The following is a 23,423-nucleotide window of genomic DNA, read 5'->3' as shown; positions in this document are numbered from 1 at the left end:
GACCAGACAGCAGTGCTCAAGACCCGGGCGCCACCTTGGCCCGGTCACAGCGGCTTAAGGGGGTCAGTGTTCTTCCTGTTGGCGAGAAAATTCGGCCGGGGTTTGTTGCCGCAGTAGGGATCTTCCAGCGTGTTATGTACGCTGTTATAAACAAAAAACAGGTTGCTGCGTGGCCAGCAGGACATGTTCACGTTGGAGCCATGAAGGGTGTTGCACTCGAAAATGATCAGTGACCCCGGCGGCCCCTTGGGTGCCTCAATGGAGTTTTCGTTCATCAGCCGGGTCAGGCTGGCGGCGTCGGGTACGCCGAGATACTGGGACTTGAGCGATTCCTTGTAGTTGTCCTGCGGGGTGAGCCCGACACAGGGAATGAAGTATTTCTGGGATCCGGGAATAAGCATCAGCGGGCCGTTGAACTCGTTGTTGTCCGTCATTACGATGGAGCAGCTCAGGCAGCGCATCCGCGGCATGCCGTCCTCACTGTGCCAGGTTTCGAAATCGGAATGCCAGTTGAATCCCTTGCCCTTGAAGCCCGGTTTGTAATTGATCCGCGATTGGTGAATGTACACTTCGCTGTCCAGTAACTGGCGTGTCATGTCCAGCAACTGTGGGTCGCGGGTTAGCCGGTCAAAACGTTCTGAAATTTCGTGGATACCAAAGATAGAGCGGATTTCTTCCTTGCCGGGTTCGAGAACCGTGCCTTCCGAAAGCTTGAGGTCTTCATCGTCCTCGTAATCCTTGAGCTCCTTGATAAACCCATCCATGTCGTCTTTGGAAAAAAACGAATCGAAGAACAGAAAGCCCCGGTCATCGAATTCTTTTACCTGATCGGCAGTCAGCGGGCCGTCGGATAGGCGCTCAGGGGGGGTATGTACTACAGGGTCCAGTCGCTCAAACATTCCCAGTTTGCGTTCAAGTCGAGTCGGAAAGAGGTCTTGTGGGCGTGACATGTGTGTCCTCCTTTTCTGTCGAGCCACAGATAGACAGTTATAGATCACATGTGGTTTTTCAACCATTACGAGGTTGAAGATCGATCATATGTAAACGGGCTGCTGGGCGTTGTCACGGCAGTCTACCGGCACGTATTCTTTGCTGCTGAATTCGCATCCGCCTCTGATGTGGTAGTCTTTTGATCGTCAGTGGGAATTTAAGGCCGCTTGTTTCCAGGTCATGGCAAGGAGCACCAATGCGGACAGTCACAGCGATTCCTGCCCGGATGATTCTGCTTCTCCTGGTGTGGTGGGTGCTCACCGAGGGGAACCTGTCTGGTCTGGCATTTGGCCTGGCGGTTGTCGTTCCGGTCGCGATGGTGTCGGTATATCTGTTCCCCCCCGGCGCCCGCCGGATTCGTATCGTGCCGTTTCTCCTGTTTGTACTGTTTTTTCTTGGCCGCTCTGTCGTCGCCGGCATCGATGTTGCCCGCCGGCTGCTGTCGCCCTCATTGCCGGCAAACCCCGGCTATCTCACCTTTGACCTGGAGCTGCCCGAGGGCGGGCCGCGCTGGCTGCTCGCCAATGCGCTCTCGCTGACGCCGGGCACACTCAGTGTGACGCTGGACGGCGCGCGGCTTGATTTGCACTGTCTGGATACCCGTGATCCGGTCGAAGAGGAGGTTCGCGCCGTGGAGCGAAGAGTTGCGGGCGTATTCGGTCTGCCGGCGGACAACTGGCGGGAGAAAGGGGGTGAGGTCGGATGACGGTGCTGCTGAACGGCGTGGCGGCGTTCCTGCTGCTGACCTTGCTGATCGCGCTGATACGGATCTGGCGCGGGCCCACGCCTTCGGATCGCATGCTGGCCTCGCAGCTGTTTGCCACCACCGGCGTGGCACTGTTGCTGGTGCTTGCTGAGGCGCAGGCGGCAGCGCCCTTGCGGGACGTGGCCCTGGTGCTGGCGCTGCTGTCGGTACTGGCCGTTGTCGGATTCGTCACGCGGGTGGTGCGTATTGACCGGAGCAACGTCTGATGGACGCCGTGGTGCCGTGGGTTCAGGGCATACTGCTGATGATCGGGTGCGCGTTCTTTGCCATCGGTACCTTCGGTCTGTTCCGTTTTACCGATACGTTGACGCGAATCCACGCGCTCACCAAAGTCGATAACCTGGGGCTGGGGTTCATTGCGCTGGCCCTGTTGTTTTCTGCGCCGTCGCTGGCGGTAGCCATGAAAATCGCGCTGATCTGGGTGGTGGCGCTGGCGGCGAGCGCCACGTCCGCGCATCTGGTTGCCCGTGCCGTGCGCGCCCAGGAGCAGGATCGGGCGGCGACGAGGGAGCCCCATGACTGAGTGGTTGCTGGACGGTTTGCTGGTGTTTGCCCTGCTGGTGACGGCCGGCGCCGCGCTGTTTTCCCACAACCTGTTCCGCGCCGTGGTGGTGTTCATCGCCTTTGGCCTGCTGATGGCGGTTGCCTGGGTAAGGTTGCAGGCGCCGGACATAGCCCTGGCCGAGGCCGCCATTGGCGCCGGGCTCACCGGCGTGCTGTTGCTCGATGCGGTCAGTCACCTTGGCGGCATTCGCCCTGGGGATCGTAATCGCGGGGGACGCGAATGATGGCTGGATGGGTCCGCACCCTGATCACCACGCTGTTATGCCTGACGCTGTCGGGTGCGTTGGCGGCCAGCATCTGGGCCATTGCCGGCAACCCGACACCGGTAGATCTGCCTCGATTGCTGTCGGAAAACATGGACCGCAGCGGTGTGGCGCATCCGGTAACCGCGGTGCTGCTGAATTTCCGCAGTTACGACACCCTGCTCGAGATTGGCGTGCTGGTGATTGCCGGCATTGCAGGTATTTCGATGGCGAAAACCGCCTCCCTGGAAGACCCGGAACTGCGCACGTCGGACACGTTGCTCTACGCACTTCAACGCTGGTTCGTGCCGCTGATGCTGGTGTTGGCCGGCTATCTGCTGTGGGCCGGAGCAGAGCGCCCCGGCGGTGCCTTCCAGGCCGGGGCCGTGGTGGCGGCCACCGGCGTGCTGATGCGTCTTGGCGGCATTCCCATGGACTTTCTGCGCCCCGGGTTGCTGTTGCGCCTGGGCCTGGGTTTGGGGTTCTCGGTTTTCCTGGTGGTGGCGGTGGCCAGTGCGATCGGTGGCGAAGCGTTTCTGGCGTACCCGCCGGGCCTGACCAAGGCCCTGATTGTGGTGATCGAATCGGTGCTGACGTTGTCTATTGCCATGGTGTTGCTGGCGCTGTTTGTTTCGGCCCCGGTCAACGACGCCGAAGATCCGGAAGAGGGCGGGCCCGCATGACCGCATCGCTGCTGTATGCCCTGGCGGGGGCCGTGCTGTTCGGCATGGGGCTGTACGGACTGCTGCGGTTGCCGCATCTGCTGCGCAAACTGCTGGCCTTCAATATCATGGGCTCCGGTGTGTTTCTGGTGATGGTGGGGCTACCCCAGCACCGGGGTGGTGCGGACCCGATTCCCCAGGCCCTGGTGCTCACCGGCATTGTCGTCGCGATTGCCGCCACCGCGCTCGCCGTGGTGTTGATGCGGCGTTATTACCATCTCTCCGGAATGACCACGCTTGAAGAACCGTCGCCGGAGCAACGGCCGGGTGGTCGGCGATGACGTTGTGGTTGATGGCGGGTTTGCTGTTTACACCGCTGGCCTGGGCGGTGCTGACCTTGCTGACCGATTTCCGCTGGGGCCGGTGGGTGACCAGCTTCGGCATTCTGGTGCAGGTGCTGGTCTCGTTGGGGCTGTGGCTGACCATCGCCCGCGACGGCGGTTTCTATTACGGTCTCGGTGGCTGGGACGCCCCGCTGGGTATCGAGCTGCGGGTGGATGGGCTTGCAGTCACGTTCGTTCTGCTCACCGCGGTGGTGGCCAGCGCCTGTGGCTGGCACGCCGGCGTTTATATTGACCCGGATAAAGCCTGGCACCGCTATTTCTGGCCGCTGTTCTGGTTCCTGTGGTCCGGGCTGAATGCGGTCTGGCTGGGGGGCGACCTGTTCAATCTCTACGTCGGGCTGGAGCTGATCAGTCTCTCCGCGGTCGGGTTGGTGGCGTTGGGAGGCAAGGCCGCCGCGCTGCGGGCCTCCTTGCGCTACCTGCTGGCGGCATTGCTGGGGTCACTGGCTTACCTGCTGGGTGTCGCCCTGTTGTATGGCCAGTTCGGCTCGCTGTCGATTGCCGGGGTGGCGACCCTGCTGGCCGACAATCCCGCACCGGCAGGCTCCGGCCTGGCGCTGGCTTTGATGGTCACCGGGCTGTCGCTGAAAACCGCCTTGTTCCCCCTTCATCAATGGCTACCGCCGGCTCATGGTATCGCCAAGTCACCGGTCAGTGCCTTGTTGTCAGCGCTGGTGGTCAAGGCGTCGTTCTACATCGCCGCCCGGCTATGGCTGGAATTTGGCGCGACCATCGGTAGCTTTGCAGCGGCTCAGCTGGTGGGCCTGCTGGGCAGTGCCGCAGTGGTCTGGGGCAGCTGGCTGGCCTTTCGGCAGCAGCAGTTGAAGCAGGTGGTCGCGTACTCCTCCGTGGCGCAGATTGGTTATCTGTTTCTGTTATTTCCGCTGACCTACTCGGTCTCGGAGGCGGTGTCGCTGCAGGCCCAGCAGGGCATCACCCTGCAGGTGATCAGTCATGGGCTGGCCAAGGCTGCGATGTTCCTGGCGGCCGGGAATCTGATCCTTTCGGTTGGCAGCGGCCGCATTGAGGCGCTTGCCGGCGTCAGCCGCTTCCTGCCGTTTTCCCTGTTCTCCTTCGGCCTGGCGGGGGTGTCGCTGATGAGCCTGCCGCCTACCGGGGGCTTTACCGCCAAATGGCTGTTGTTACAGGCGAGTCTGGGCAGCGGGCAGTGGTGGTGGGTCGCGGTGTTGCTGGCCGGAGGCCTGCTGTCGGCGGCTTATGTTTTCAGAATCTACCGCGCCTCGTTTCTGGAGCGCCCGGAGACGGACCGATTCTATCACCCGCCTCGCAGCCTGGAAGTGATACCCCTGATTCTGGCGCTGCTGTCACTGGGGTTGGGGCTGGCTTCTGAACAGGTGTTGTCGGTGATGGCGCTGCCCTTCGAAGAGGCGGGGGCGCCATGATGCTGAGTGTATGGCTGCCGGTCCTCGCGCTTATGACGTCGCTGTTGGCTGCGGTGGTGATTTTTGCCCTGCCAGAACAGGGCTATCGACTGCGCACGGCGGTTAACCTCGGCGCCGCCCTGGTGAAGCTGGGGTTGGTGGTGGTGATGGTGTGGGGTGTGTTCCGGGGCGTGGATTATGGCGTCAGCTTCACCATGGCGCCCGGTGTGGCGTTCGTGCTCAAGGCCGATGCCCTGTCGATGATGTTTGCCGGCCTGTCTGCCGTGCTCTGGCTGCTGACCACCGTTTACGCCGTCGGATATCTTGAGGACTCCCCCAACCGCAGTCGCTTCTTCGGCTTCTTCAGCCTGTGCGTCGCCAGCACCATGGGCATTGCCCTGGCGGGTAATCTGTTCACGTTTTTCCTGTTTTACGAAATGCTCACCCTCTCCACCTATCCACTGGTGGTGCACCGGGGGACCGAACAGGCCCTGAAAGCAGGGCGCACCTACCTGATCTATACGCTGACCGGGGGTGCGGTTCTGCTGCTGGCGATTGCCTGGTTGCAGGGCGTGGCCGGCGACTTGCCCTTTCGCGAAGGCGGGCATTTCACCGAGAATGATCCCGCATTGCACACTTCGTTGATCGGTATTTTCGTGCTGCTGGTGGCCGGGCTGGGGGTAAAGGCGGCGGTGTTTCCGCTCCATGGCTGGCTGCCTCAGGCGATGGTGGCGCCGGCCCCGGTCAGCGCGCTGTTGCACGCGGTGGCGGTGGTCAAGGCCGGGGCATTCGGCATTGTGCGGGTGGTGTACAACATCTATGGCGTGGAGGCTTCCTCTGTTTTGGGCGTGCTGGAGCCGCTGGCCTGGCTGGCCGCCTTCACCATCCTGTACGGCTCTGTGCGGGCCTTGTGGCAGGTGGACCTGAAGCGTCTGCTGGCGTTCTCCACGGTGAGTCAGGTGTCGTACATCATTCTCGGAATCTGCCTGTTCGGACCGGTCGGCGCCGCCGGTGGGCTGGTGCATCTGCTGCACCAGGGCATCATGAAGATTACCCTGTTCTTCTGTGCCGGCAATTACGCCGAAACCCTGGGTATTCACCGCCTCGATGAGATGGATGGCGCCGGGCGCCGAATGCCGGCGACCTCCTTCGCCTTCACCGTCGGCGCCTTCGGGATGATCGGGGCGCCACCGCTGGCGGGCTTTATCACCAAGTGGACCATGGGCACCGGCGCGCTGGACGCAGGCATGGACTGGGTGATCGCCGTACTGGTACTCAGCAGCCTGCTTAACGCCGCTTACTTTCTGCCGATATTGCACCGGCTGTGGTTCCGCGATCCCCCGCGGCAGTGGCCCCATGAGCGCCGCTGGGGACGGCTGGAAACCAGTGCCTGGCTTTACTGGCCGACGTTGGTGACAGCCGTTGTGACGATCCTGGCGGGCGTGCTGGCGTCGCTGCCGTTCAGCCCGTTGTCGTGGGCTGAACTGATCGTGCTGCGGGAGTACTCACCGTGATGCCCCCGGAAGCCTTGGCGGCCGTCGTGGCCGTCTGTTTGCCGTTGCTCTATCCGGCCATGGCGCTGTTGCCGTCAACCCGGGCGCGGGTGATGCGTTTTGCGCTTCCGCTGCTGCCACTGCCGGCGCTGCTGCTGGCGGTGTTTTCCGACCCCGGCTGGCAACTGGACATGCCCTGGCTGCTCAATGGTGGCCTGTGGGCGATGGATGAATTGCGGCGGCTGTTCCTGTTGCTGACGGCCGTGTTATGGGCCGTGGCGGGGCTGTATGCGGTGGGTTACCTGAAGGCCGATCACCTGCGGCGGTTCTGTGTGTGCTGGGGGCTGACACTGGCCGGCAATATCGGCCTCACACTGGCGGTGGATATTGCCAGCTTCTACAGCTTTTTCGCGTTGATGACGTTCGCGGGATACGGCCTGATCGTGCATGAGGGGAGCGGTGAGGCGCTGCGCGCCGGCCGGGTGTATCTGGTGATGGCGGTATTCGGTGAAATGGCGATTCTCGCCGGGCTGTTACTGGCCTCTGCCGCCGCCGACAGCCAGATGCTGGCGGATCTGCCTGCCGCCATTGCAGCGGCGCCCCAGAAGAATCTGGTGATTGGCCTGCTGGTGGCCGGTTTCGGTGTCAAGGCTGGCCTGCCACTGTTGCATTTCTGGTTGCCGCTGGCCCACCCGGTTGCGCCCACACCGGCCAGTGCGGTGCTCAGCGGTGCCATGATCAAGGCCGGGTTGCTGGGCTGGCTGGTCACCCTGCCGTTTGGCGAGGCGGCGTTACCCGGATGGGGCGCGCTGATGGTGGTGGCCGGGGCTGTGGCTGCGCTTGGTGCGGCGTTGCTGGGCGTCTGCCAGCGTCGGCCAAAGACGGTACTGGCCTATTCCAGTATCAGCCAGATGGGGCTGATGGTGCTGATGGTGGGGGGCGCCCTGGCTGATCCCGGCCGTGCCGCCGTGCTGTTTCCGGTCATCGCCCTGTATACCCTGCACCATGGCCTGGCCAAGGGCAGTCTGTTTCTCTCCGCTGGCGTGTCGATGCCCACTGCCGCTGGGGCCAGGGCTGTCACCTGGCTGCTGATTGCCTTGCCGGGCCTGTCTCTGGCCGGGCTGCCCTTCACCAGCGGCGCGCTCGCGAAACTGGCGATGAAGGAAGGGCTGTCCGCGGATAAACTGGATTTTGCGCTGTCGGGCTATCTGTCTCCGCTGATGACGGCCGGGGCTGTGGCAACCCTGTTGCTGGTGTTACGTTACCTGTGGACATTAGCCCGCACCCAAAAAACCGGACGGAATCCGCCTGCGCTGGCCGCGGGCTGGCTGGCGGCCACCGGCATGAGTCTGGTCGCGTTCTGGTGGATGCCCTGGCAGGTGGATGGCCTGGTGAAGGCGCCGGTGTGGCTACCGAAAATGTATCAGCTGTGGGCGCTGCTGTGGCCCATGCTTGTCGCCTTCATACTGGCGGCCGGAGCACTTCTGGTATCCCGGTCAGTCAAAAAGCGATAGCTGCTGGTTACCGCCAACGTTACGGCTTTTCGCAGGCCCGGGCCGTCTCTGTACGGGCCCCTTGCGGCTGCCATGGCGCTCCAATACCCGGCTGGTTTCGCGCTCACTGACGTGTTGCCGGCGGAAGTCGCCGACCGCCTTGCGCGCCGCGCGAGCCGCCTGTTCGTGATCGCACACCGGGGCTATGTAGGTGTTGCCGCCGAACCGCGCTTGCTGTGGGCGTGTCATCAGCCAGGGGGTGTGGATCATCTCGGTCGGCACCCCGGCCAGTTCCGGAAGCCAGCGGCGAATGAACTCGCCCTGTGGGTCCAGCTTTCGGCTTTGGAGCACCGGGTTGTAGATGCGCAGCGCGTTGATGCCGGTCAGGCCGGATTGCATCTGGGCCTGAGGGTAGTGAATGCCCGGCTCGAAATCGGTGAACAGCCGCGCCAGGTGCAGAGCCGGATCCCGCCAGTGCAGCCATAACTGATAGCCGGCCACCGCCATCAGCATCGCGCGCATGCGGAAATTGATCCAGCCGGTATGGTGCAGGGCGCGCATGCAGGCATCCACCAAAGGCCATCCGGTCTGGCCCTCCTGCCAGCGTTGCAGACGTTCGGAATCGTCCGGGCCGGTTTTCAGGCCTTCCAGGTCCCGGTGCATGGCGCGGAATTCCAGTTCCGGCTCGTCTTCGAGCTTTTGAATGAAATGGCAATGCCAGTGCAGGCGAGCGCGAAAGCTGGTCAGGCTTTTCTTTTTCCGCGGCACGGTGTTGCGGTGGTCTCCGGTGGTTTTTGCCTGTTGGTAGACTTCCCTCAGGCTGACGGTGCCATAGGCCAGGTGCGGGCTGAGGCGGGAACAGGCGCGAGCCGCGGTCAGCGGACTGGACATATTGTACTGATAGCCAACGCAGCGGCGTTCAAGAAACGACGCGAGCAGCTTTTCGCCCCGGCCGCTGCCGCCCGACTGGCGGTCGGGGCAACTGCCGCTGAGGGCTGTGGCAGGTGCGGCATCGTCCCAGGCCAAGGCGGGGTCGCCGTCCAGGCCGGGCAGGGTGTCGGGCGCTTGCAGCACCGGGCGTTGCATCAGCGAGCTCCAGGCCTGGTCCCAGACATCCCGGTTTTGCAGGCGCCGTACCACGCCGAACTGGGCCCATTCCCGAAACTCAACCCCGTGCTCCGCGCACCAATGGATCACCGCCCGGTCCCGCTCGAAGGTCCAGTGGCCTCCGGTCTCCTGATGACAGAAAACCCGCGCTATGGCATGGCGAGACCGCAGCCGCTGCAACACTTCGGGTACCGACCCGCGCATCACCACAAGCCGGCTGCCGGCGCGCCGTAATTGCCGGTCCAGATCCTCAAGGGATTCGCGGATGAAGGCCCACTGGCGCTCGCTGGTATCGGGCTGCTGCCAGTAGTCGTCCTCGATCACATACAGCGGGATCACTGGCCTGCCGAGGGCGGCTGCGGCCACCAGTGGGGCGTGATCGCGGGTGCGCAGGTCGCGCTTGAACCAGACCACCGTAGTCATAACGTCTCACCCCGGCTGCGGCGGCAACGTTCACTGCAATAGCGCACGCGGTGCCAGTCTCTGGCCCATTTTTTGCGCCAGCTAAAGGGGCGGTTGCAGACCGGGCAGGTCTTCTCGGGCAAGTGGGGTTTTTTGTGCATCAGGCTCAAATGGTTTTTACTGAAGATACGCTGTCTTACGTTTTTCATGCCCTGAGGGATTGTTAATGGCCCGATTCAGTGACGACATCCAGCCGCCATCGATACTGATATTCGACTGGCACGGTACGCTGGTCGACACCCACGACGCCATGTTCAGCGCCATGGAAGACATGCTGCCACAGCTGGAAGAACTGGGGCTGGTGGAAAGGCTGTTGCCGGAGCATCGCTGCCGCACCGCCGATGATGCCCGCCTGGTGCGCTACATTCGCATTTTCCGGCGCCTGCACCCGCGGATTCTGGCGGAGCGCCGGGTCTCCCGCACCGATATCTTCAACGCCATTTTCGGCGACGACAAAGACGCCAAGCTGATTGCCCACAAGGCCTATAACGCCTGCTACCGCAAGTACTTCGGCCAGGTCAAACCGTTTCAGCCCGGCGCCTACGAGTACCTCAGCGCGCTGAAAGCCATGGGCATCCGCCTGGCGGTTTCCACCAACCGCAACCGGGAGTTCCTCGACAAGGAGCTGCGCACCGTGGACGAGGGCCGCTGGCAGCATCTGTTCGACGTCACCGTCTGCGCAGACGATGTCACCGAATACAAGCCGGACCCGGAAGTCATTCTCAAGGCGCTGGAAAAGGCCGGATTGCCGGCCGACCGCCGCGCCTGGTACGTGGGTGACAGCTATGTGGACATGCTGACGGCCAGCCATGCCGGGGTGGCCGGCGTGTTCTATAACGGCGCCTGCTGGGAATCGGCGCGCATTGATAGCTGGTTTTCCTACCGGGATGCACCGGAAGCCATTCTCGACAGCTTTGAGGATCTGATGGATTTGTTGGCGCTACTGGAACGATCGGCACCGGCGGCCTTTCGCCAGGCACCGGCCGAGGTGCGCCCGCGACCGTTCCCGCCACCGGAACGTCCCCAGCCGCGTATCGAGGCGGACTGGCACCCGGCGGTGGTAAAACTCATCCGGCCGTCGGTGGTGTTGTTCGACTGGCACGCCACACTGGTGGACACCCTCGACGCCATGTACCACGCGGTAGACGACATGCTGCCGGATTTCCACAAGCTGCAGCTGATGGACCGGATGGTGGCGCCGGAGGACAGCAAGACGCCGGAGGACGTGAAGCTGGTGGCCTACGTGCGGGAGTTCGCGCGATTGCACCCGAAAGTGAAGGCCGACCGCAAAATTTCCCGCACCGACATCTTTGAGGTGCTGTTTGGCGACGATCAGGAAGCCAAGCAGCTTGCCCACAAGGCGTTCAACCACCATTACCGCACCCATTACGGCACGGTAAAAGCTTTTGAACCGAAAGTGCGGGACGTGCTGGAGGGGCTGAGGCGGATGGGCATCCAGGTGGGGGTGATCACCAACCGGGATCGCGAGTTTTTCGAGCATGAGCTGGATGCGGTGGAAGACACCGGCTGGACCGAGCTGTTCGAGGTGGACGTGTGCGGCGATGACACGCCGCTGCGTAAGCCTCACCCGGATCAGTTGCTGCTGGCGGTGCAGAAACTGGATTATCCGCCCGATCCCAGTGTCTGGTACGTGGGGGACAGCACCACGGATGTGATTGCCGGCAAGCGGGCGGGCATGACCTCGGTCTTCTTTAACGGCGCCCAGTGGGACCAGCCCTGGTTGAACAAGATTTTCCCGGGTACCCATAAGCACCCGGACAAGCCGGATGTGGTGGTGAACGACTTTTCCGAATTCTGGGCGCTGGTGCTGGCCTGCGAGATCGGCCCGCCCTGACGGGTGTCCGGCTAGTTCCGATCGAGGCGCGACAGCGCTTCTTCCACATCCAGGCCGACCGCGAGAACACCCTCCAGCTTACCGGTTTCAGCCGAAAGGATTGGCGTGCTGGCGATCACTTGGAACCGTCGGGTAGAGGTGTCATAGCGAATGGGGGAGAGGTACAACGTACGACCGCTGCCATCCGCCATCTGCTGGAACTTGGGTTCGTCGCCCTGCCAGTAATCCGACGTCAGCCGGCTCATGGCAACCAGTGTACCGAGATTGTTGATGACCATGGCCTCCGTTACCAGGCCCTCCTGCCGCGCCTGCCAGGCCGCCAGTTGCTCCGATGCTGTCAGGCGCAGGATGTCTTCGGCCAGTGCCGGCGCTGCCTGAGGCGACAAGGCCTGCCATTTGGTATCGAGGGTCAGAATGTCCGCAAACGAATCAACCCGCGGTCCCAGCCGTATGGCCTCCCGCAGATTGAGCCGCGATCGCAGGTCATCGAACAGCAGCTTGGCCTGGCCACCGATCAGTTCGGTTTCATGGGGATTCAGGGCGAACCCACTCTCCACGCAATCCGGAATGAAGCGGTTGAAGTCGGCCACAAATTCGGCGTGGTTGGCAGCAAAGGCTTCGCTGAAATACATATGCAGGGGGGCGTAGCGCAGGAACTGGCGATGCAGGGTCAGCTGCGCGGCCCCACTGTTCAGCGTTTCCATAACGCGGCTGTCCAATAGCGCCGTGTCGATTCGCCCGCGGCGCAGCAGGGCGTTCAGTTGCTCGACGTTCGAGACACTGAGAAAGACGTCGTAGCCGTTGTTTTTCAGCCACAGCTCCTCGTTACTGCCGCTGACCACCCCGATCCGTGCGGTGTGGGGATCGACGCCCTGTTCCGCGGAGAAAAAGTACCACTTCTCAAGGGCGATGGGCGCCGTGCGGGTGCCGACTTTGTCCAGCTCATCAGAGGAATCGATGGCGAAGTAACCGTCAATCAGGTTGCGGCGAAGGGAGTGTACCGACCGGTTCTGGGGCGCCGCCTTGATGATGACCACCGACCCGGCCAGCCCGGCGCTGCAGACCACCGTGTCCACGGTTTCACCACGCACGATGGTGCCCAGTGCGCTGTCGCTCTCAACAATCTGGTAGGGCGGCGCGTTAAAGGTGTAGAGGTGAAGGTCCGCTGCGGTCGGCCAGGCGGCCAGAAGCAATGCGGCGGTGTATAAGGGTTTCAGGAGTCCTTGCATGCCAGATCCACAGACTGCATCCGATAAGTGGATGATAATGGGACTCAGTTTAGCAGGGCCTGAACCGCTTAAGGTTACAGCTTTTCAATGTTCCCCAACAAACGCTCCGCCCGTTGCAGCAAGGCGGAGCGCTGGGCAGGCTTCTGTCGCTCCCAGTTGCGGTACATCATGCCCATGCGGGGGTTGCTGGCGAAATCCTCCCGGTGGCGGTCAATAAAATGCCAGTACAGGGCATTAAACGGGCAGGCGTCTTCGTCAGTGGATTTGTTGACGTTGTAGTGGCAGTGCTTGCAGTGATCCGACATGCGATTGATGTACTTGCCACTGGCGGCGTAGGGCTTGGAGCCCAGGTAGCCGCCGTCCGCGTGCATGACCATGCCCAGAACGTTGGGCAGTTCCACCCAGTCATAGGCATCGGCGTAGACCGCGAGGTACCAGTCGCAGATTTCCTCGGGTTTGACGCCGGCCAGCAGGGCGAAGTTGCCGGTTACCATCAGCCGCTGGATGTGGTGGGCATAGGCGTTGCGGCGGGTGGCATCAATGGCCTTGTGCATGCACCGCATCTTTGTATCCCCGGTCCAGTAGAACCAGGGCAGGGCCCGGGTGTTGCCAAGTCGGTTCTCGCTGGCGTAATCCGGCATGTGCAACCAGTAGATACCCCGTACAAATTCCCGCCAACCCAGGATCTGGCGGATAAACCCCTCCACCGCATTGATGGGTGCGCGCCCGGCGTACCAGGCCTGTGCGGCCGCCTCGCACACCGCCAACGGGTCCAGCAGGCCGCAATTGATGTAGGGAGAGAGAATGGAGTGGAACAGCCAGTCCTCGTCATCAGACATGGCATCCTGAAAATCACCGAAGCACGGCAGTGCGAAATCGATGAAATACTGCAGCGCCTGCTCGGCCTCTTCATGGGTCACCGCAAAGTGGAAATCCGCCGTGGTGCCGAAATGGTCGCCAAAATGCTCGTCCACCAGGTCGATCACCTCCCTCGTCACCGTGTCCGGCTCCACTCGAAAGGGCGCCGGAGCGGATGGCTTGCCGGTCCACTTACGGCGATTGTCCGCGTCAAAGTTCCAGTGACCACCCTCGGGGCCGCCCTCGGCGGTCATCAGCAAACCGGTTTTTTTGCGCATCTCGCGGTAGAAGAATTCCATCCGTAACTGTTTGCGGCCTTCGGCCCAGTCGGCGAATTCCTGCTTGCTGGCTATAAAGCGGCGATCCGGGCGTATTTCCACCGCAACCCCCAGCCGTTCATGCCACTGGCTGATCTGCTCGTGCAGACGCCACTCGCCACATTCGGTGGTGATCACCCGGTCAGCCCCGGTGCGCGCGAGCTGGCCTGCGACAACCGCTTCCAGATTTCTGGCGTCGTTGTCCGGATCGTACCGGTGGTAGTGAACCTGCCAGCCATCCGCTTGCAGTGCACGGGCGAAATGGCGCATGGCACTGAACAGCAGCACCAGCTTTTTCTTGTGGTGATTGGTGTAACTGGCCTCATCGTGGACTTCGGCCATCACCACCGTGTCGTGTTTGCGGTCCGCATTATCGAGGGCGCTGATGTCGGTGGTCAGCTGGTCGCCGAGGATCAGGATCAGGTTTGCCATGGCAGAAACAGAGCTCCGTTTTGATTGCGGGCATGCAGGGCAGTGAGGTTGGCGGCCACACCGAGGATTCCCCAAAAGGGGTAATCAGAGTACGCCAAAGGCACTGGGGTGGTTCAGGTCAGGTGTTGATCACGTCCAGTGCGCAAAGATCTGATCCGCATCAAGAAGCGGCCGGCCCGATTGCCATACCATGCCCGGCAATTCCGCTATGACCATGCTTCCAACGTTCAGGGCTCCGACTATGCTTTCCAGTTCCCCACGCGCCTCAACCCTCCCGCAGTTTGCCTGGGACGACGCGCTGATCCGTCGCTACGATCTGAGTGGTCCGCGTTACACCTCTTACCCCACAGCGGTAGAGTTCCACCAGCATTACCCGATCGAAGACATGGTGCAGGCGGCAGCCCGCAGCAAGGCCAGCGCCCGCCCGTTGTCGCTGTATACCCACCTGCCTTTTTGTGCGCACCTCTGTTACTACTGCGCCTGCAACAAGGTCATCACCAAAAAGCGCGACAAGGCAATGCCCTATGTAGAGCGAGTTCTGAAAGAAGCCGCCATCCAGTCCCGGTTATTCGGCACCGACCGGCCCGTCAAGCAGCTGCACTGGGGCGGCGGTACGCCGACCTTCCTGCCGAAGGATGTCATGGAGCATCTGATGGCTGGATACGCTGACCTGTTCCGGCTGCAGCGGGACGAAGAGCGGGATTACAGCGTGGAGATTGACCCCCGTGAGGTGGATCAGGACACGCTGTCAACCCTCTGGGATCTGGGTTTCAATCGGATCAGCCTCGGGGTGCAGGATGTGAATCCCCAGGTGCAGAAAGCGGTCAACCGGATTCAGCCCCGGGCCATGACCGAAGCCGTACTGGAGGAGGCCCGTCGCCTTGGCTTCCGCTCCATCAACCTGGATCTGATCTACGGCCTGCCACACCAGACTCCGGAAAGTTTCGCGCAAACTCTGGAGGCGGTCATTGCGATGTCGCCCGACCGGCTTTCGGTGTTCAGTTACGCGCACTTGCCGGATCGGTTCTACCCCCAGACCCGCATTCAGGCCGATACGCTGCCGAGTCCGCAGCAGAAACTGACCATTCTCCACAACACCATCAACCGTTTGCTGGAGGCGGGTTACGAATACATTGGCATGGACCACTTTGCCAAACCGGATGACAGTCTCGCGGTCGCCCAGCGGCAAGGTCGCCTGCACCGCAATTTTCAGGGATACACCACCCATTCCGATTGCGACCTGGTGTCGCTCGGCGTGTCTGCCATTGGCCAGACCGACGATGCCTATTTCCAGAACAATCATGATCTGCCGTCCTGGGAAGCGGCCATCGATGCCGGTCAGCTGGCCATCACCAAGGGCGTGAACCTGACCCGGGATGACCGCATCCGGCGGTGGGTTATTGGCCAGTTGATTTGTCAGTTCCGCCTCGATCGCCAGCAGTTTGCCAATGAGCGGGGCGAAAACCTGGACTGCTATTTCACCGACGAGCTTCGGCGCCTGAAGCCGATGATTCGCGACGAGCTGATCGCCGACGATGGTCAGACGCTGCAGGTTCTGCCGGCAGGCCGCCTGCTGATCCGCGCCATTTGCCAGATCTTCGACCTTTACCGGAAGGAAGGCGCGAGCCAGCGGTTCTCGCGGATTATCTGATTCCGCACATTAAGTGCAACCTGTGTTGCATGCTAATCTTACGTCCTCTAATGACTGGACTCCGGGTGGGTTTTTGCGTATGGTCTTGCGCTCTCTCATCTGGCTTGCATGGCTTCTGGTTAAGAGGATGAAAAATACGATGACATCTAAAGATCTCGGCGGGCTTTTGCCCCACCTCAGCTTTCCTTAGCAACTTCCAATTCTTCGCCAGGGCACCTGTTTCAGCCGACCCTCTCAGGGGCCGCATCGCTGCCTGAACGCGACATTTTCTTGCACCCGCCCCCCTGCTGGCCAAGCTTTACGCTTCGGGCCGCGGCGGACGTTTGTTGTTTCGAAAACGAGGTTGTGATTTGAACGACACTGGCTTTACCCAATTTTCAACAATCACGGTATTGTTGCTTCTGGCCGCCTTTTACGGCGGTACCTATCTGCTTACGCTCCTGATCCGGAAAGACAGGGAAGACACCTCCGGCTTCATGGTTGCCGGGCACCATGTCGGTTTTGGCATGGGCGCAGCCAGCATGACCGCCACCTGGATCTGGGCGGCTTCCTTCTATGCGGCGGCCACCTCCGGCTATACCTATGGCGTGTCCGGGCCTATTCACTACGGGCTCTGGGGTGCCCTGATGATTCTGTTTATTTATCCTTTCGGTCGCCGGTTCCGCAAACTGGCGCCCAATGGCCACACCCTGGGTGAGCTGATCCACGCCCGCCATGGGGCCTCCAGCCAACTGATTCTGGCGGGCTCCAATATTCTGGGCAGTGTCATCAGCCTGATGGTGAACTTCACGGCCGCTGGTGCACTGGTGTCCGTGCTTTCGCCACTTTCCTTCGAGACCGGTGTCATCGTCGCCGGTATCGGTGTGCTGGCCTACACTTTGACCTCGGGTTTCCGGGCCTCGGTGTTTACGGATTTTGCCCAGCTGGTGGCATTGATGGCCATCGCGATCATTATCATACCTGCCGTCCTGTTTTCAGCCGGCGGTACCGGGGTGATGGTCGAGGGTCTGAGCCGGATGACGGATGAGCAGGCGAGCCTGTTCTCGGTAGACGCCATCATGAATCAGGGCGCGCCGTTCTTTGTGGCGGTGCTGGCTTACGCTATCGGTAACCAGACCATCTCCCAGCGTCTGTTCGCGGTGCGCGAAAAGCACATCAAATCGACGTTTGTAACGGCCACCATTGGCTATGGCGCCATTGTGATCGGCCTTGGCATGATTGGCCTGATGGCACTGTCGGTGGGCATGGAGCCTATCGATGGCAACATGAACAATCTGATCCCACAGATGGTCTCCACCTATCTGTCGCCCTTCTTTGTGGCGCTATTCTTCGTACTGGTCATCGGATCGCTGTCGTCGACCGCTGACTCCGACTTGTCGGCACTGTCGACCATCATGATGGCGGATGTGTATGGCAAGAACATCGCCCGGAATAATCCCAATCCGAAAGTGATGATGCTGGTGGGGCGTATCACCATGATCGTCGCCACGGTGGCGGGACTGGTGTTCGCCAGTTTCTCTCTCGATATTCTGGTGATGCTGGTCTTTGTGGGTGCGCTGTGGGGCGCGATTGTGTTCCCGGTGATCGTCAGCTGTTACTGGGAACGGGTCACCAATGCGGCCTTTACCTGGTCCGTGGTGGTGGCCATGGCGCTGTTCTGCGTCGCCCGTTTCGAGTTGCTGGAAATGACCGGGCTCACAGTGCTGACGTTTGAGGCCTTGGCGTCCGTTGGCGGTGCGGTTGTGATCGGCATGATGGTGTTTGGCTTCCTGGGCAAGACAGTCGGGCTTGCGGCCGGGTTGCTCACGCTGATCGCCATGCTGGTTTTCGCCACCGGTTTCCTGCGGGACTACATGGTACTGGTGGCGTCCTTGACCGCCTACGGCGCGAGTGCGCTGGTCTGCACTGTCATGTCGCTGGCCAGCAACGAGCGTTTCGATTTCGACCTGATCAAACAGCGGGTCGGTGACTACGACGGCGGCGCTGTAGACGACGATTCCGCCATGATTCCGGAGGGTGCAAAATGACCAACGAACTGGTTTACGGAGCCTACATACTGATCTGGCCCGCGATCACGCTGGTGGTGCTGGGTGTGATTTGCGGGGCCGTTGCCCGGGATGTCCGCAAGGCCAAAAAAGCGGATGAAGATCTCATCTGATCTGAAACGCTGAGCTTAAACGCTTAAGCTTTGAAAGCCCGGCACCTGGTCGCCCTCCTGATTTACCGTCTGGCTTTAGGGTCTGCCTACGGGTAACTGCGAGTTTCGCGGCCTGGCACACCCGAGCGGCGTCGAGCTGTATCGCTTTAGCGGCACCATCACGTTATCCGCTCGCGTTACGATCTGATGTGGGAATTGCCGGATATGGCGCGCCTGGGTGCTCCATCTTGCGGCTGGTGGAAGCACTGCCCTGGAAAGGTTACTGGTATGGGAAGCCGGGCATGGGGCTTACAGGGAGTTGATCCAGATAAATAGGCCTTGTGGCTTTTCGCCGGCGGTTTGCTAGGGTGGCGGATGTAAGCGGATTTTGTTTCACGGTTAGTAATCTGTTGACGCAAGGGAGAGCATTTATGGAAATTCGCCTGAAACGAGCCTACGACAGCGCCGCCCGCTCAGACGGCCCTCGCATACTGGTCGACCGTATCTGGCCGCGGGGAGTGGCGAAAGACGACGCCGACATCGCCCAGACCGACTGGGAGCACACGGACCACACCGAATTGACCGACGCGCTGTAAACTTTCTTTATAGTCTGGGCAGAGCGCACTGGCGCCATTGGGCTGAAGCTGGCTTCGTCGGCTTCTGAGAGGTCGGGGCCTGACGTAGCTCAGCCTCCGGTCATGTTCATGAAACGCAGAATCTGAACGTCGCCATTGCTGGAAAAATGATGGCGCTCCGGCTTCAGGTCCATGGCGTCAATGATGGCCTGGCGCAGAGGCTGGTCCGACTCCGGATGAGCGCGAAGCACGTGGCGCAAGTCCACCGAATGCTCGTTGCCGAGGCAGAGTAACAGGCGGCCTTCCACCGTCACCCGGACCCGGTTACAGGTGGCGCAGAAATTGTGGGAATGGGGCGATATGAAACCGACCCGGATATCGCTGTCCGCCATGCGGTAGTAACGGGCAGGTCCGCCAGAGTCCTCGGGAGTGGGGGTCAGTTGATGGCACCGGCCGATAATGCCGCGAACTTCATCACTGGTGCAAAGCACCAACCCCCGGTCATGTTCTGAAATCTCGCCCAATGGCATTTCTTCGATAAACGTGATGTCCACGTTTTTGCGGCGGGCAAACTCCACCAGGTCCGGCACCTCCTGATCGTTGCCACCTTTCATGACCACGGTATTGAGCTTTATACCCTCAAAGCCGGCGGCTTTGGCGGCATCAATGCCCTCAAGGACCCGGGACAGACTACCCGTGCGGGTAATGCGACTGAATTTTTCTGGGTCCAGGGAATCCAGGCTGATATTCAGCCGTTTGAGCCCGGCTTTGCGCAACGGCTCCGCCATGGTCGGCAGTTGGCTCCCATTGGTCGTCATGGCAAAATCGCGCAGGTTGTAAGCGCCAATTTCCTTGACCAGTTCAAGTATGTCTCTGCGCACCAGGGGCTCCCCCCCGGTAAGCCGGATCTTTTCCGTGCCCAGGGAGACAAAGGCTCTTGCAACACGGGCGATCTCTTCCAGGCTCAGTATCTGCTGGCGAGGCAGAAACGTCATTTCCTCCGCCATGCAATAAACACAGCGAAAATCGCAGCGATCGGTAACGGACAGGCGAACGTAATCGACGGTGCGGCCGAAACGGTCAGTCAGCTTGGGGTGTGTCATTGGCAGGTTTCCCTGGCTGGATCGTTCTTTGACAGCATAGAGGGAGTATCGCAGATTCGTTACCGGGTTCGATACCGCTGCGGTGTCCGGATGCTGTTAACCGGGTGGAGAACCGTATTCACGTTTATTGCGTATATGTTTGCTGGTTCGTGGTATCAACCTTTTTCTCTCGGAGCGTTTGAATGCATATCACCCGTTACACAGATTACTCGATTCGCGTATTGATCTATCTGGCGGTGCAGGGTGATCGTCTGACCACCATCCAGGAAATTGCGGACAGCTACGAGATCTCCAAGAACCACCTGATGAAGGTGGTCCATCAGCTCAACAAGAAAGGCTACATTGAAACCATTCGCGGCAAGAAGGGCGGCATGCGGCTGCACATGGCGCCGGCCGATATCAATATGGGAATTCTGTTACGTGAAACCGAGCAGGATCTCAGTATTGTCGAGTGCTTTTCGTCGAAGAACGCCTGCCGCATTACGCCGGTGTGTGGGCTCAAGTCGATTTTTGCCGAGGCATTAGGCGCCTTTCTCGCGACGCTGGACAACTACAGCCTGGCGGACGTGATTCAGGATCAGCATCGTCCGCAGCTGCTGCGGCTCTTGCAGATTGCCTGAACCGGCAGCTGTAAACCGTTACAATCTTCCGCTAACACGTAACCTGACGCGGCCCGAAATCCGTTAAAATAGACGCGAGTTTGCGAATCCGGGGGCGCCGATGTTCCGCGGATCAAAAAACAAGAAGAGAGCCAGCTTTGCATCTACTGACCGCGCTGCTGGTGTTGGTTCTGCTGATGTTCGTGGGGCCCGCATCAGCCGACCTTGAGCACGACTTCCTGGTGATTCTGGATGAGAACGCCAGCCGGATCGATATTTCCCGCCACCTTTCCTATTACGAAGATGCCGCCGGCACACTCAATATCGCGTCGATCATTCGTCAATGGCCGGAGATTGCCTCCTCGGGAACTCCGGACGAGGCCTACAATTTCGGTTTCTCGGACTCGGTGTACTGGTTCCAGACCCGAATTGAAAACCATGCCAGCGCCAATGACCGCTGGGTGATCGAGGGCCTCTACCCGATTATAGATAAGATGGAAGTCTTCTTTGTGAAGCCAAACGGCGTCATAGAGCGGCAGATTGCCGGCGATTCGGTGCCGTTCACCTCCCGCCCCCGGGACCACCACAACATCAACTTCTATTTTGAGCTGCCTCAAGGTGAGAGCCTGGATGTGTTCTTCCGGGTGCAGACCAGTGGCGCTGTACAAATGCGGTTGTTGCTCTGGGGCAGTGACGACTTCAGCGCCGCGGACCATCAGGAGCGTTTTGTGCTGGGGCTCTACTACGGTCTGCTGGTGTGCATGGCACTGTTCAATTTGCTGATTTTCCTTTCGATCCGAGACGTTAACTACCTGTGGTACGTTTCCTACATCGGTTTTTACGGTCTGCTGCAGTTTACGCTCAATGGCTTGGCGTTCGAGCATCTCTGGCCGGAAAGCACCTGGTGGAACAACCGCGCGGTGTCCTTCCTGATTGCCATGGGGATGTTCAGCATTCTTGGCTTTTCCCGCTCGTTCCTGGCGCTTAAGCAGAATGCTCCGGGGCTGGAGCGGGTGTTTCGCGCCCTGTTGTTGTTCTTTCCCGTCATGGCAGTGGCGGCGCTGGTCTATCCCGCATACGCGCCGGTCATTCGTGTGACGACGTTTATGGCGGCGGTGTCGGTGCTGTTCATTCTCGTCGCCGGTGCCTTGTGTCTGTACCGTCGCTTCAAGCCGGCCCGTTACTTCATGATCGCCTGGACCGCTCTGCTGGCGGGAATGATGCTGTACACCTTCAAAACGTTTGGTCTGATACCGGCTAACTTCATCACCGAGTACGCGATCCAGATCGGCTCGGCCTTCGAGGTGGTGCTGCTGTCCATCGCCCTGGCCGATCGCATGCGCCATCTGATGCTGGAGAACCAGCAGATCCAGAAGGACATGACCACGCAGCTGGAACAACGGGTGGCGGCGCGCACGTCCGAACTGGAAGTGGTAAACCGTCAACTGGCGGCGCTCAGCTCCACCGACGGACTCACCGGTGTCTATAATCGCCGGTACTTCGATAAGCGGCTGGCGGAAGAAGCCAGTCGTTGCAGTCGCCAGGGACCGCTGTCATTGCTGATGATTGACGTGGACCACTTCAAACGCCTGAACGACAGCCTGGGCCACCAGGCCGGAGACGCCTGCCTGCAGCGGATAGCCCGAGCGCTGGAGTCTGCGGTAAGGCGGGATACTGACGCGGTGGCCCGATATGGCGGTGAGGAGTTTGCACTGATACTGCCGGCCACCGACAGTCGCGGCGCTACTGTGGTGGCCGAGTCCATCCGACTGGCCGTGTGCCGATCACTGAATTTCCACTGGCGCGGCAGGCCGGTACCGGTCTCCGTCAGCGTCGGCGTGACGACGGCCAGTGGGGGCCGCCGGGTCGTTCCTGAAAATCTGGTGGCGCTGGCGGATGAGGCGCTTTACCAGGCCAAGTCTGCCGGTCGCAATACCGTGTGTTTTCTTGCCTGCGATGGTGCGGAAGGAAACCGGCCGCCACCGGAAACCTCCGATGGCGGCCAGAGCCAGCATTAGGCCATTTGCGGTGCAATGCGCTGGCGCACTCGGTCCGGTAGCGAGTAGCTGAAAATACGCTTGAGTACGGTGCCGTATTGCTTGGCGAAGCTGCCGGTGTTGTAGTGAATGCCATGCTTCTTGCACACCGCCTGCACTTTTTCGGAAATTTCCGGATAGCGATGGGCCGGCAGATCCGGGAACACATGGTGCTCCATCTGGTAGCTCAGGTGGCCGCTGAGCAAGTGCACAAAGCGGTTGCCCGAGAAGTTCGACGACCCGGACAGCTGGCGCAGGTACCAGTGGCCCTTGCTCTCACCTTCGCATTCTTCCTCGGTAAAGGTTTCCGCGTCCTGGGTGAAGTGGCCGCAGAAGATCACCGTGGATGACCACAGGTTACGGATCAGGTTGGCCCCCACGTTGCCCGCCAGCACGATCGGCGCCACCGGGAAGGTGATCAGCGGGAAGAACACGTAGTCCTTGAACGCCTGGCGGCCACCCTTGCGCAGGAAGCCCTTAAAGAACGGCAGCTTTTCCTTCAGGCTGACTTCGCCACGGCGAACCCGCTCGAACTCCATTTCGTGAAGCGCCACGCCCCACTGGAAAAACACGCTCAACAGGATGTAATTAACGAACTGCAGGCTATGAGCCGGGCGCCATTTCTCATCGTCGCTCAAGCGGAGCAGGGCGTAACCGTAGTCCCGGTCCTTGCCGATGATGTTGGTGTAAGTGTGGTGCTCATAGTTGTGAGTCAACCGCCAGGAATCGCTGTCGCACGCCGTATCCCACTCATAGGTCTGCGAGTGCAATGACGGGTCGTTCATCCAGTCGTACTGGCCGTGCATGACGTTGTGCCCGATCTCCATGTTTTCAATGATCTTGGAAAGGCCCAGTGCGGCGGTGGCCGCCACGAACACCGGCGGAATGAAGCCGAATGGCATCATCACCCGGCCGCCCACTTCCAGTGCCCGATGCAGACGCACCACGCGGCGGATGTAATTGGCGTCGCGCTCCCCCAGATCGGCGAGCACTTCGTCGCGGATGGCGTTGAGATCCTGTTCCAGTTCGTTCAGCTGTGCTTCGGTCATCTGTTTCATGATGGTGC

23 protein-coding genes are annotated in these 23,423 nt (G+C 60.7%); 16 read left to right on the top strand and 7 right to left on the bottom strand.

The window, feature by feature from the left end; genetic code table 11:
* Positions 1 to 44: 44 nt before the first annotated feature.
* The gene (gene thpD / locus DYI22_RS11230) at positions 45 to 950 is read right to left on the bottom strand and encodes an ectoine hydroxylase (RefSeq protein WP_213478144.1); all 906 of its coding nucleotides are present in this window, start codon (positions 948 to 950) and stop codon (positions 45 to 47) included.
* Positions 951 to 1,186: 236 nt separating this feature from the next.
* Between thpD and DYI22_RS11225 the strand changes: the two genes are divergently transcribed.
* From DYI22_RS11225 to DYI22_RS11185, 9 genes are read left to right on the top strand one after another with little or no spacing between them, the layout of a single operon-like run.
* Positions 1,187 to 1,696, top strand: coding sequence for a Na+/H+ antiporter subunit E (locus DYI22_RS11225; protein ID WP_213478143.1), 510 nt, complete (start codon positions 1,187 to 1,189; stop codon positions 1,694 to 1,696).
* Complete coding sequence (locus DYI22_RS11220) at positions 1,693 to 1,962, top strand: monovalent cation/H+ antiporter complex subunit F (protein ID WP_213478142.1); 270 nt, start codon at positions 1,693 to 1,695, stop codon at positions 1,960 to 1,962. The genes DYI22_RS11225 and DYI22_RS11220 overlap by 4 nt, the downstream gene beginning before the upstream one ends.
* Positions 1,962 to 2,279 carry a cation:proton antiporter gene (locus DYI22_RS11215; protein ID WP_213478141.1) on the top strand — a complete coding sequence of 106 codons (318 nt, stop codon included), beginning with the start codon at positions 1,962 to 1,964 and terminating at the stop codon, positions 2,277 to 2,279. Before DYI22_RS11220 ends, DYI22_RS11215 begins: the two co-directional genes overlap by 1 nt.
* A complete protein-coding gene (locus DYI22_RS11210; protein ID WP_213478140.1) occupies positions 2,272 to 2,544 on the top strand; it encodes a Na(+)/H(+) antiporter subunit B in 273 nt (90 codons plus the stop codon). Before DYI22_RS11215 ends, DYI22_RS11210 begins: the two co-directional genes overlap by 8 nt.
* Positions 2,541 to 3,245: an MnhB domain-containing protein gene (locus DYI22_RS11205; RefSeq protein WP_213478139.1), complete on the top strand. Its 705-nt coding sequence runs from the start codon at positions 2,541 to 2,543 to the stop codon at positions 3,243 to 3,245. The genes DYI22_RS11210 and DYI22_RS11205 overlap by 4 nt, the downstream gene beginning before the upstream one ends.
* Entirely contained in the window at positions 3,242 to 3,565 is a 324-nt protein-coding gene (locus DYI22_RS11200; RefSeq protein WP_213478138.1) for a sodium:proton antiporter, read from the top strand. The genes DYI22_RS11205 and DYI22_RS11200 overlap by 4 nt, the downstream gene beginning before the upstream one ends.
* Positions 3,562 to 5,031: a complex I subunit 5 family protein gene (locus DYI22_RS11195; protein WP_213478137.1), complete on the top strand. Its 1,470-nt coding sequence runs from the start codon at positions 3,562 to 3,564 to the stop codon at positions 5,029 to 5,031. The genes DYI22_RS11200 and DYI22_RS11195 overlap by 4 nt, the downstream gene beginning before the upstream one ends.
* Positions 5,028 to 6,524, top strand: coding sequence for a complex I subunit 5 family protein (locus DYI22_RS11190; RefSeq protein WP_213478136.1), 1,497 nt, complete (start codon positions 5,028 to 5,030; stop codon positions 6,522 to 6,524). The genes DYI22_RS11195 and DYI22_RS11190 overlap by 4 nt, the downstream gene beginning before the upstream one ends.
* Complete coding sequence (locus tag DYI22_RS11185; protein WP_213478135.1) at positions 6,524 to 8,017, top strand: complex I subunit 5 family protein; 1,494 nt, start codon at positions 6,524 to 6,526, stop codon at positions 8,015 to 8,017. The genes DYI22_RS11190 and DYI22_RS11185 overlap by 1 nt, the downstream gene beginning before the upstream one ends.
* Here the strand turns inward: DYI22_RS11185 and DYI22_RS11180 are convergent.
* Positions 8,000 to 9,526 (bottom strand): FAD-binding domain-containing protein, encoded by a 1,527-nt coding sequence (locus DYI22_RS11180; RefSeq protein ID WP_213478134.1) that lies wholly within the window; start codon positions 9,524 to 9,526, stop codon positions 8,000 to 8,002. The two genes, DYI22_RS11185 and DYI22_RS11180, sit on opposite strands and share 18 nt — an antisense overlap.
* On the bottom strand, positions 9,523 to 9,666 hold the full coding sequence (locus tag DYI22_RS11175; RefSeq protein WP_228300978.1) for a DUF2256 domain-containing protein: 144 nt from the start codon (positions 9,664 to 9,666) through the stop codon (positions 9,523 to 9,525). Before DYI22_RS11175 ends, DYI22_RS11180 begins: the two co-directional genes overlap by 4 nt.
* 65 nt (positions 9,667 to 9,731) lie before the next feature.
* Here DYI22_RS11175 and DYI22_RS11170 point away from each other — a divergent pair, with 65 nt between their 5' ends.
* Positions 9,732 to 11,420, top strand: coding sequence for an HAD family hydrolase (locus DYI22_RS11170; protein ID WP_213478133.1), 1,689 nt, complete (start codon positions 9,732 to 9,734; stop codon positions 11,418 to 11,420).
* An 11-nt stretch (positions 11,421 to 11,431) separates the two neighbouring features.
* Here the strand turns inward: DYI22_RS11170 and DYI22_RS11165 are convergent, their stop codons facing one another.
* Both DYI22_RS11165 and DYI22_RS11160 read right to left on the bottom strand, forming a co-directional pair.
* Positions 11,432 to 12,649 (bottom strand): hypothetical protein, encoded by a 1,218-nt coding sequence (locus DYI22_RS11165; RefSeq protein ID WP_213478132.1) that lies wholly within the window; start codon positions 12,647 to 12,649, stop codon positions 11,432 to 11,434.
* Between the two features lie 74 nt (positions 12,650 to 12,723).
* Entirely contained in the window at positions 12,724 to 14,256 is a 1,533-nt protein-coding gene (locus DYI22_RS11160; RefSeq protein WP_213478131.1) for a cryptochrome/photolyase family protein, read from the bottom strand.
* A gap of 241 nt (positions 14,257 to 14,497) precedes the next feature.
* Here DYI22_RS11160 and hemN point away from each other — a divergent pair, with 241 nt between their 5' ends.
* From hemN to DYI22_RS11140, 4 genes are all read left to right on the top strand, one after another.
* Positions 14,498 to 15,907 carry an oxygen-independent coproporphyrinogen III oxidase gene (hemN, locus tag DYI22_RS11155; protein ID WP_213478130.1) on the top strand — a complete coding sequence of 470 codons (1,410 nt, stop codon included), beginning with the start codon at positions 14,498 to 14,500 and terminating at the stop codon, positions 15,905 to 15,907.
* A gap of 350 nt (positions 15,908 to 16,257) precedes the next feature.
* Positions 16,258 to 17,934, top strand: a complete 1,677-nt coding sequence (locus DYI22_RS11150; RefSeq protein ID WP_213478129.1) for a sodium:solute symporter family protein — start codon at positions 16,258 to 16,260, stop codon at positions 17,932 to 17,934.
* The gene (locus tag DYI22_RS11145) at positions 17,931 to 18,065 is read left to right on the top strand and encodes a putative transporter small subunit (RefSeq protein WP_213478128.1); all 135 of its coding nucleotides are present in this window, start codon (positions 17,931 to 17,933) and stop codon (positions 18,063 to 18,065) included. The genes DYI22_RS11150 and DYI22_RS11145 overlap by 4 nt, the downstream gene beginning before the upstream one ends.
* A 410-nt stretch (positions 18,066 to 18,475) precedes the next feature.
* On the top strand, positions 18,476 to 18,640 hold the full coding sequence (locus DYI22_RS11140) for a DUF488 family protein (protein ID WP_228300977.1): 165 nt from the start codon (positions 18,476 to 18,478) through the stop codon (positions 18,638 to 18,640).
* Positions 18,641 to 18,729: 89 nt separating this feature from the next.
* Here the strand turns inward: DYI22_RS11140 and moaA are convergent, their stop codons facing one another.
* Positions 18,730 to 19,722, bottom strand: a complete 993-nt coding sequence (gene moaA / locus DYI22_RS11135) for a GTP 3',8-cyclase MoaA (RefSeq protein WP_213478127.1) — start codon at positions 19,720 to 19,722, stop codon at positions 18,730 to 18,732.
* Positions 19,723 to 19,904: 182 nt separating this feature from the next.
* On the opposite strand from moaA, the gene DYI22_RS11130 reads away from it, so the two are divergent.
* Together DYI22_RS11130 and DYI22_RS11125 are read left to right on the top strand one after the other, a co-directional pair.
* On the top strand, positions 19,905 to 20,342 hold the full coding sequence (locus DYI22_RS11130) for an RrF2 family transcriptional regulator (RefSeq protein WP_213478126.1): 438 nt from the start codon (positions 19,905 to 19,907) through the stop codon (positions 20,340 to 20,342).
* Between the two features lie 137 nt (positions 20,343 to 20,479).
* Positions 20,480 to 22,339, top strand: a complete 1,860-nt coding sequence (locus DYI22_RS11125; RefSeq protein ID WP_213478125.1) for a diguanylate cyclase — start codon at positions 20,480 to 20,482, stop codon at positions 22,337 to 22,339.
* On the opposite strand, the gene DYI22_RS11120 is transcribed toward DYI22_RS11125, so the two are convergent.
* A complete protein-coding gene (locus DYI22_RS11120) occupies positions 22,336 to 23,415 on the bottom strand; it encodes a fatty acid desaturase family protein (protein WP_213478124.1) in 1,080 nt (359 codons plus the stop codon). The genes DYI22_RS11125 and DYI22_RS11120 overlap by 4 nt on opposite strands.
* Between the last annotated feature and the right edge of the window lie 8 nt (positions 23,416 to 23,423).

The sequence above is a fragment of the Marinobacter lipolyticus genome (genome assembly GCF_018424605.1).
GTDB classification, from domain to species: Bacteria; Pseudomonadota; Gammaproteobacteria; order Pseudomonadales; family Oleiphilaceae; genus Marinobacter; species Marinobacter lipolyticus_B.
The sequence above is the reverse complement of the archived record's forward strand: the minus strand, read 5'-3'. Positions and strand labels throughout refer to the sequence as shown.

Excerpts from the sequence above, each read along its gene's own strand:
- thpD (WP_213478144.1), bottom strand. The coding sequence starts at position 950 with ATGTCACGCCCACAAGACCTCTTTCCGACTCGACTTGAACGCAAACTG.
- DYI22_RS11225 (WP_213478143.1), top strand. The coding sequence starts at position 1,187 with ATGCGGACAGTCACAGCGATTCCTGCCCGGATGATTCTGCTTCTCCTG.
- DYI22_RS11220 (WP_213478142.1), top strand. The coding sequence starts at position 1,693 with ATGACGGTGCTGCTGAACGGCGTGGCGGCGTTCCTGCTGCTGACCTTG.
- DYI22_RS11215 (WP_213478141.1), top strand. The coding sequence starts at position 1,962 with ATGGACGCCGTGGTGCCGTGGGTTCAGGGCATACTGCTGATGATCGGG.
- DYI22_RS11210 (WP_213478140.1), top strand. The coding sequence starts at position 2,272 with ATGACTGAGTGGTTGCTGGACGGTTTGCTGGTGTTTGCCCTGCTGGTG.
- DYI22_RS11205 (WP_213478139.1), top strand. The coding sequence starts at position 2,541 with ATGATGGCTGGATGGGTCCGCACCCTGATCACCACGCTGTTATGCCTG.
- DYI22_RS11200 (WP_213478138.1), top strand. The coding sequence starts at position 3,242 with ATGACCGCATCGCTGCTGTATGCCCTGGCGGGGGCCGTGCTGTTCGGC.
- DYI22_RS11195 (WP_213478137.1), top strand. The coding sequence starts at position 3,562 with ATGACGTTGTGGTTGATGGCGGGTTTGCTGTTTACACCGCTGGCCTGG.
- DYI22_RS11190 (WP_213478136.1), top strand. The coding sequence starts at position 5,028 with ATGATGCTGAGTGTATGGCTGCCGGTCCTCGCGCTTATGACGTCGCTG.
- DYI22_RS11185 (WP_213478135.1), top strand. The coding sequence starts at position 6,524 with ATGCCCCCGGAAGCCTTGGCGGCCGTCGTGGCCGTCTGTTTGCCGTTG.
- DYI22_RS11180 (WP_213478134.1), bottom strand. The coding sequence starts at position 9,526 with ATGACTACGGTGGTCTGGTTCAAGCGCGACCTGCGCACCCGCGATCAC.
- DYI22_RS11175 (WP_228300978.1), bottom strand. The coding sequence starts at position 9,666 with ATGCACAAAAAACCCCACTTGCCCGAGAAGACCTGCCCGGTCTGCAAC.
- DYI22_RS11170 (WP_213478133.1), top strand. The coding sequence starts at position 9,732 with ATGGCCCGATTCAGTGACGACATCCAGCCGCCATCGATACTGATATTC.
- DYI22_RS11165 (WP_213478132.1), bottom strand. The coding sequence starts at position 12,649 with ATGCAAGGACTCCTGAAACCCTTATACACCGCCGCATTGCTTCTGGCC.
- DYI22_RS11160 (WP_213478131.1), bottom strand. The coding sequence starts at position 14,256 with ATGGCAAACCTGATCCTGATCCTCGGCGACCAGCTGACCACCGACATC.
- hemN (WP_213478130.1), top strand. The coding sequence starts at position 14,498 with ATGCTTTCCAGTTCCCCACGCGCCTCAACCCTCCCGCAGTTTGCCTGG.
- DYI22_RS11145 (WP_213478128.1), top strand. The coding sequence starts at position 17,931 with ATGACCAACGAACTGGTTTACGGAGCCTACATACTGATCTGGCCCGCG.
- DYI22_RS11140 (WP_228300977.1), top strand. The coding sequence starts at position 18,476 with ATGGAAATTCGCCTGAAACGAGCCTACGACAGCGCCGCCCGCTCAGAC.
- moaA (WP_213478127.1), bottom strand. The coding sequence starts at position 19,722 with ATGACACACCCCAAGCTGACTGACCGTTTCGGCCGCACCGTCGATTAC.
- DYI22_RS11130 (WP_213478126.1), top strand. The coding sequence starts at position 19,905 with ATGCATATCACCCGTTACACAGATTACTCGATTCGCGTATTGATCTAT.
- DYI22_RS11120 (WP_213478124.1), bottom strand. The coding sequence starts at position 23,415 with ATGAAACAGATGACCGAAGCACAGCTGAACGAACTGGAACAGGATCTC.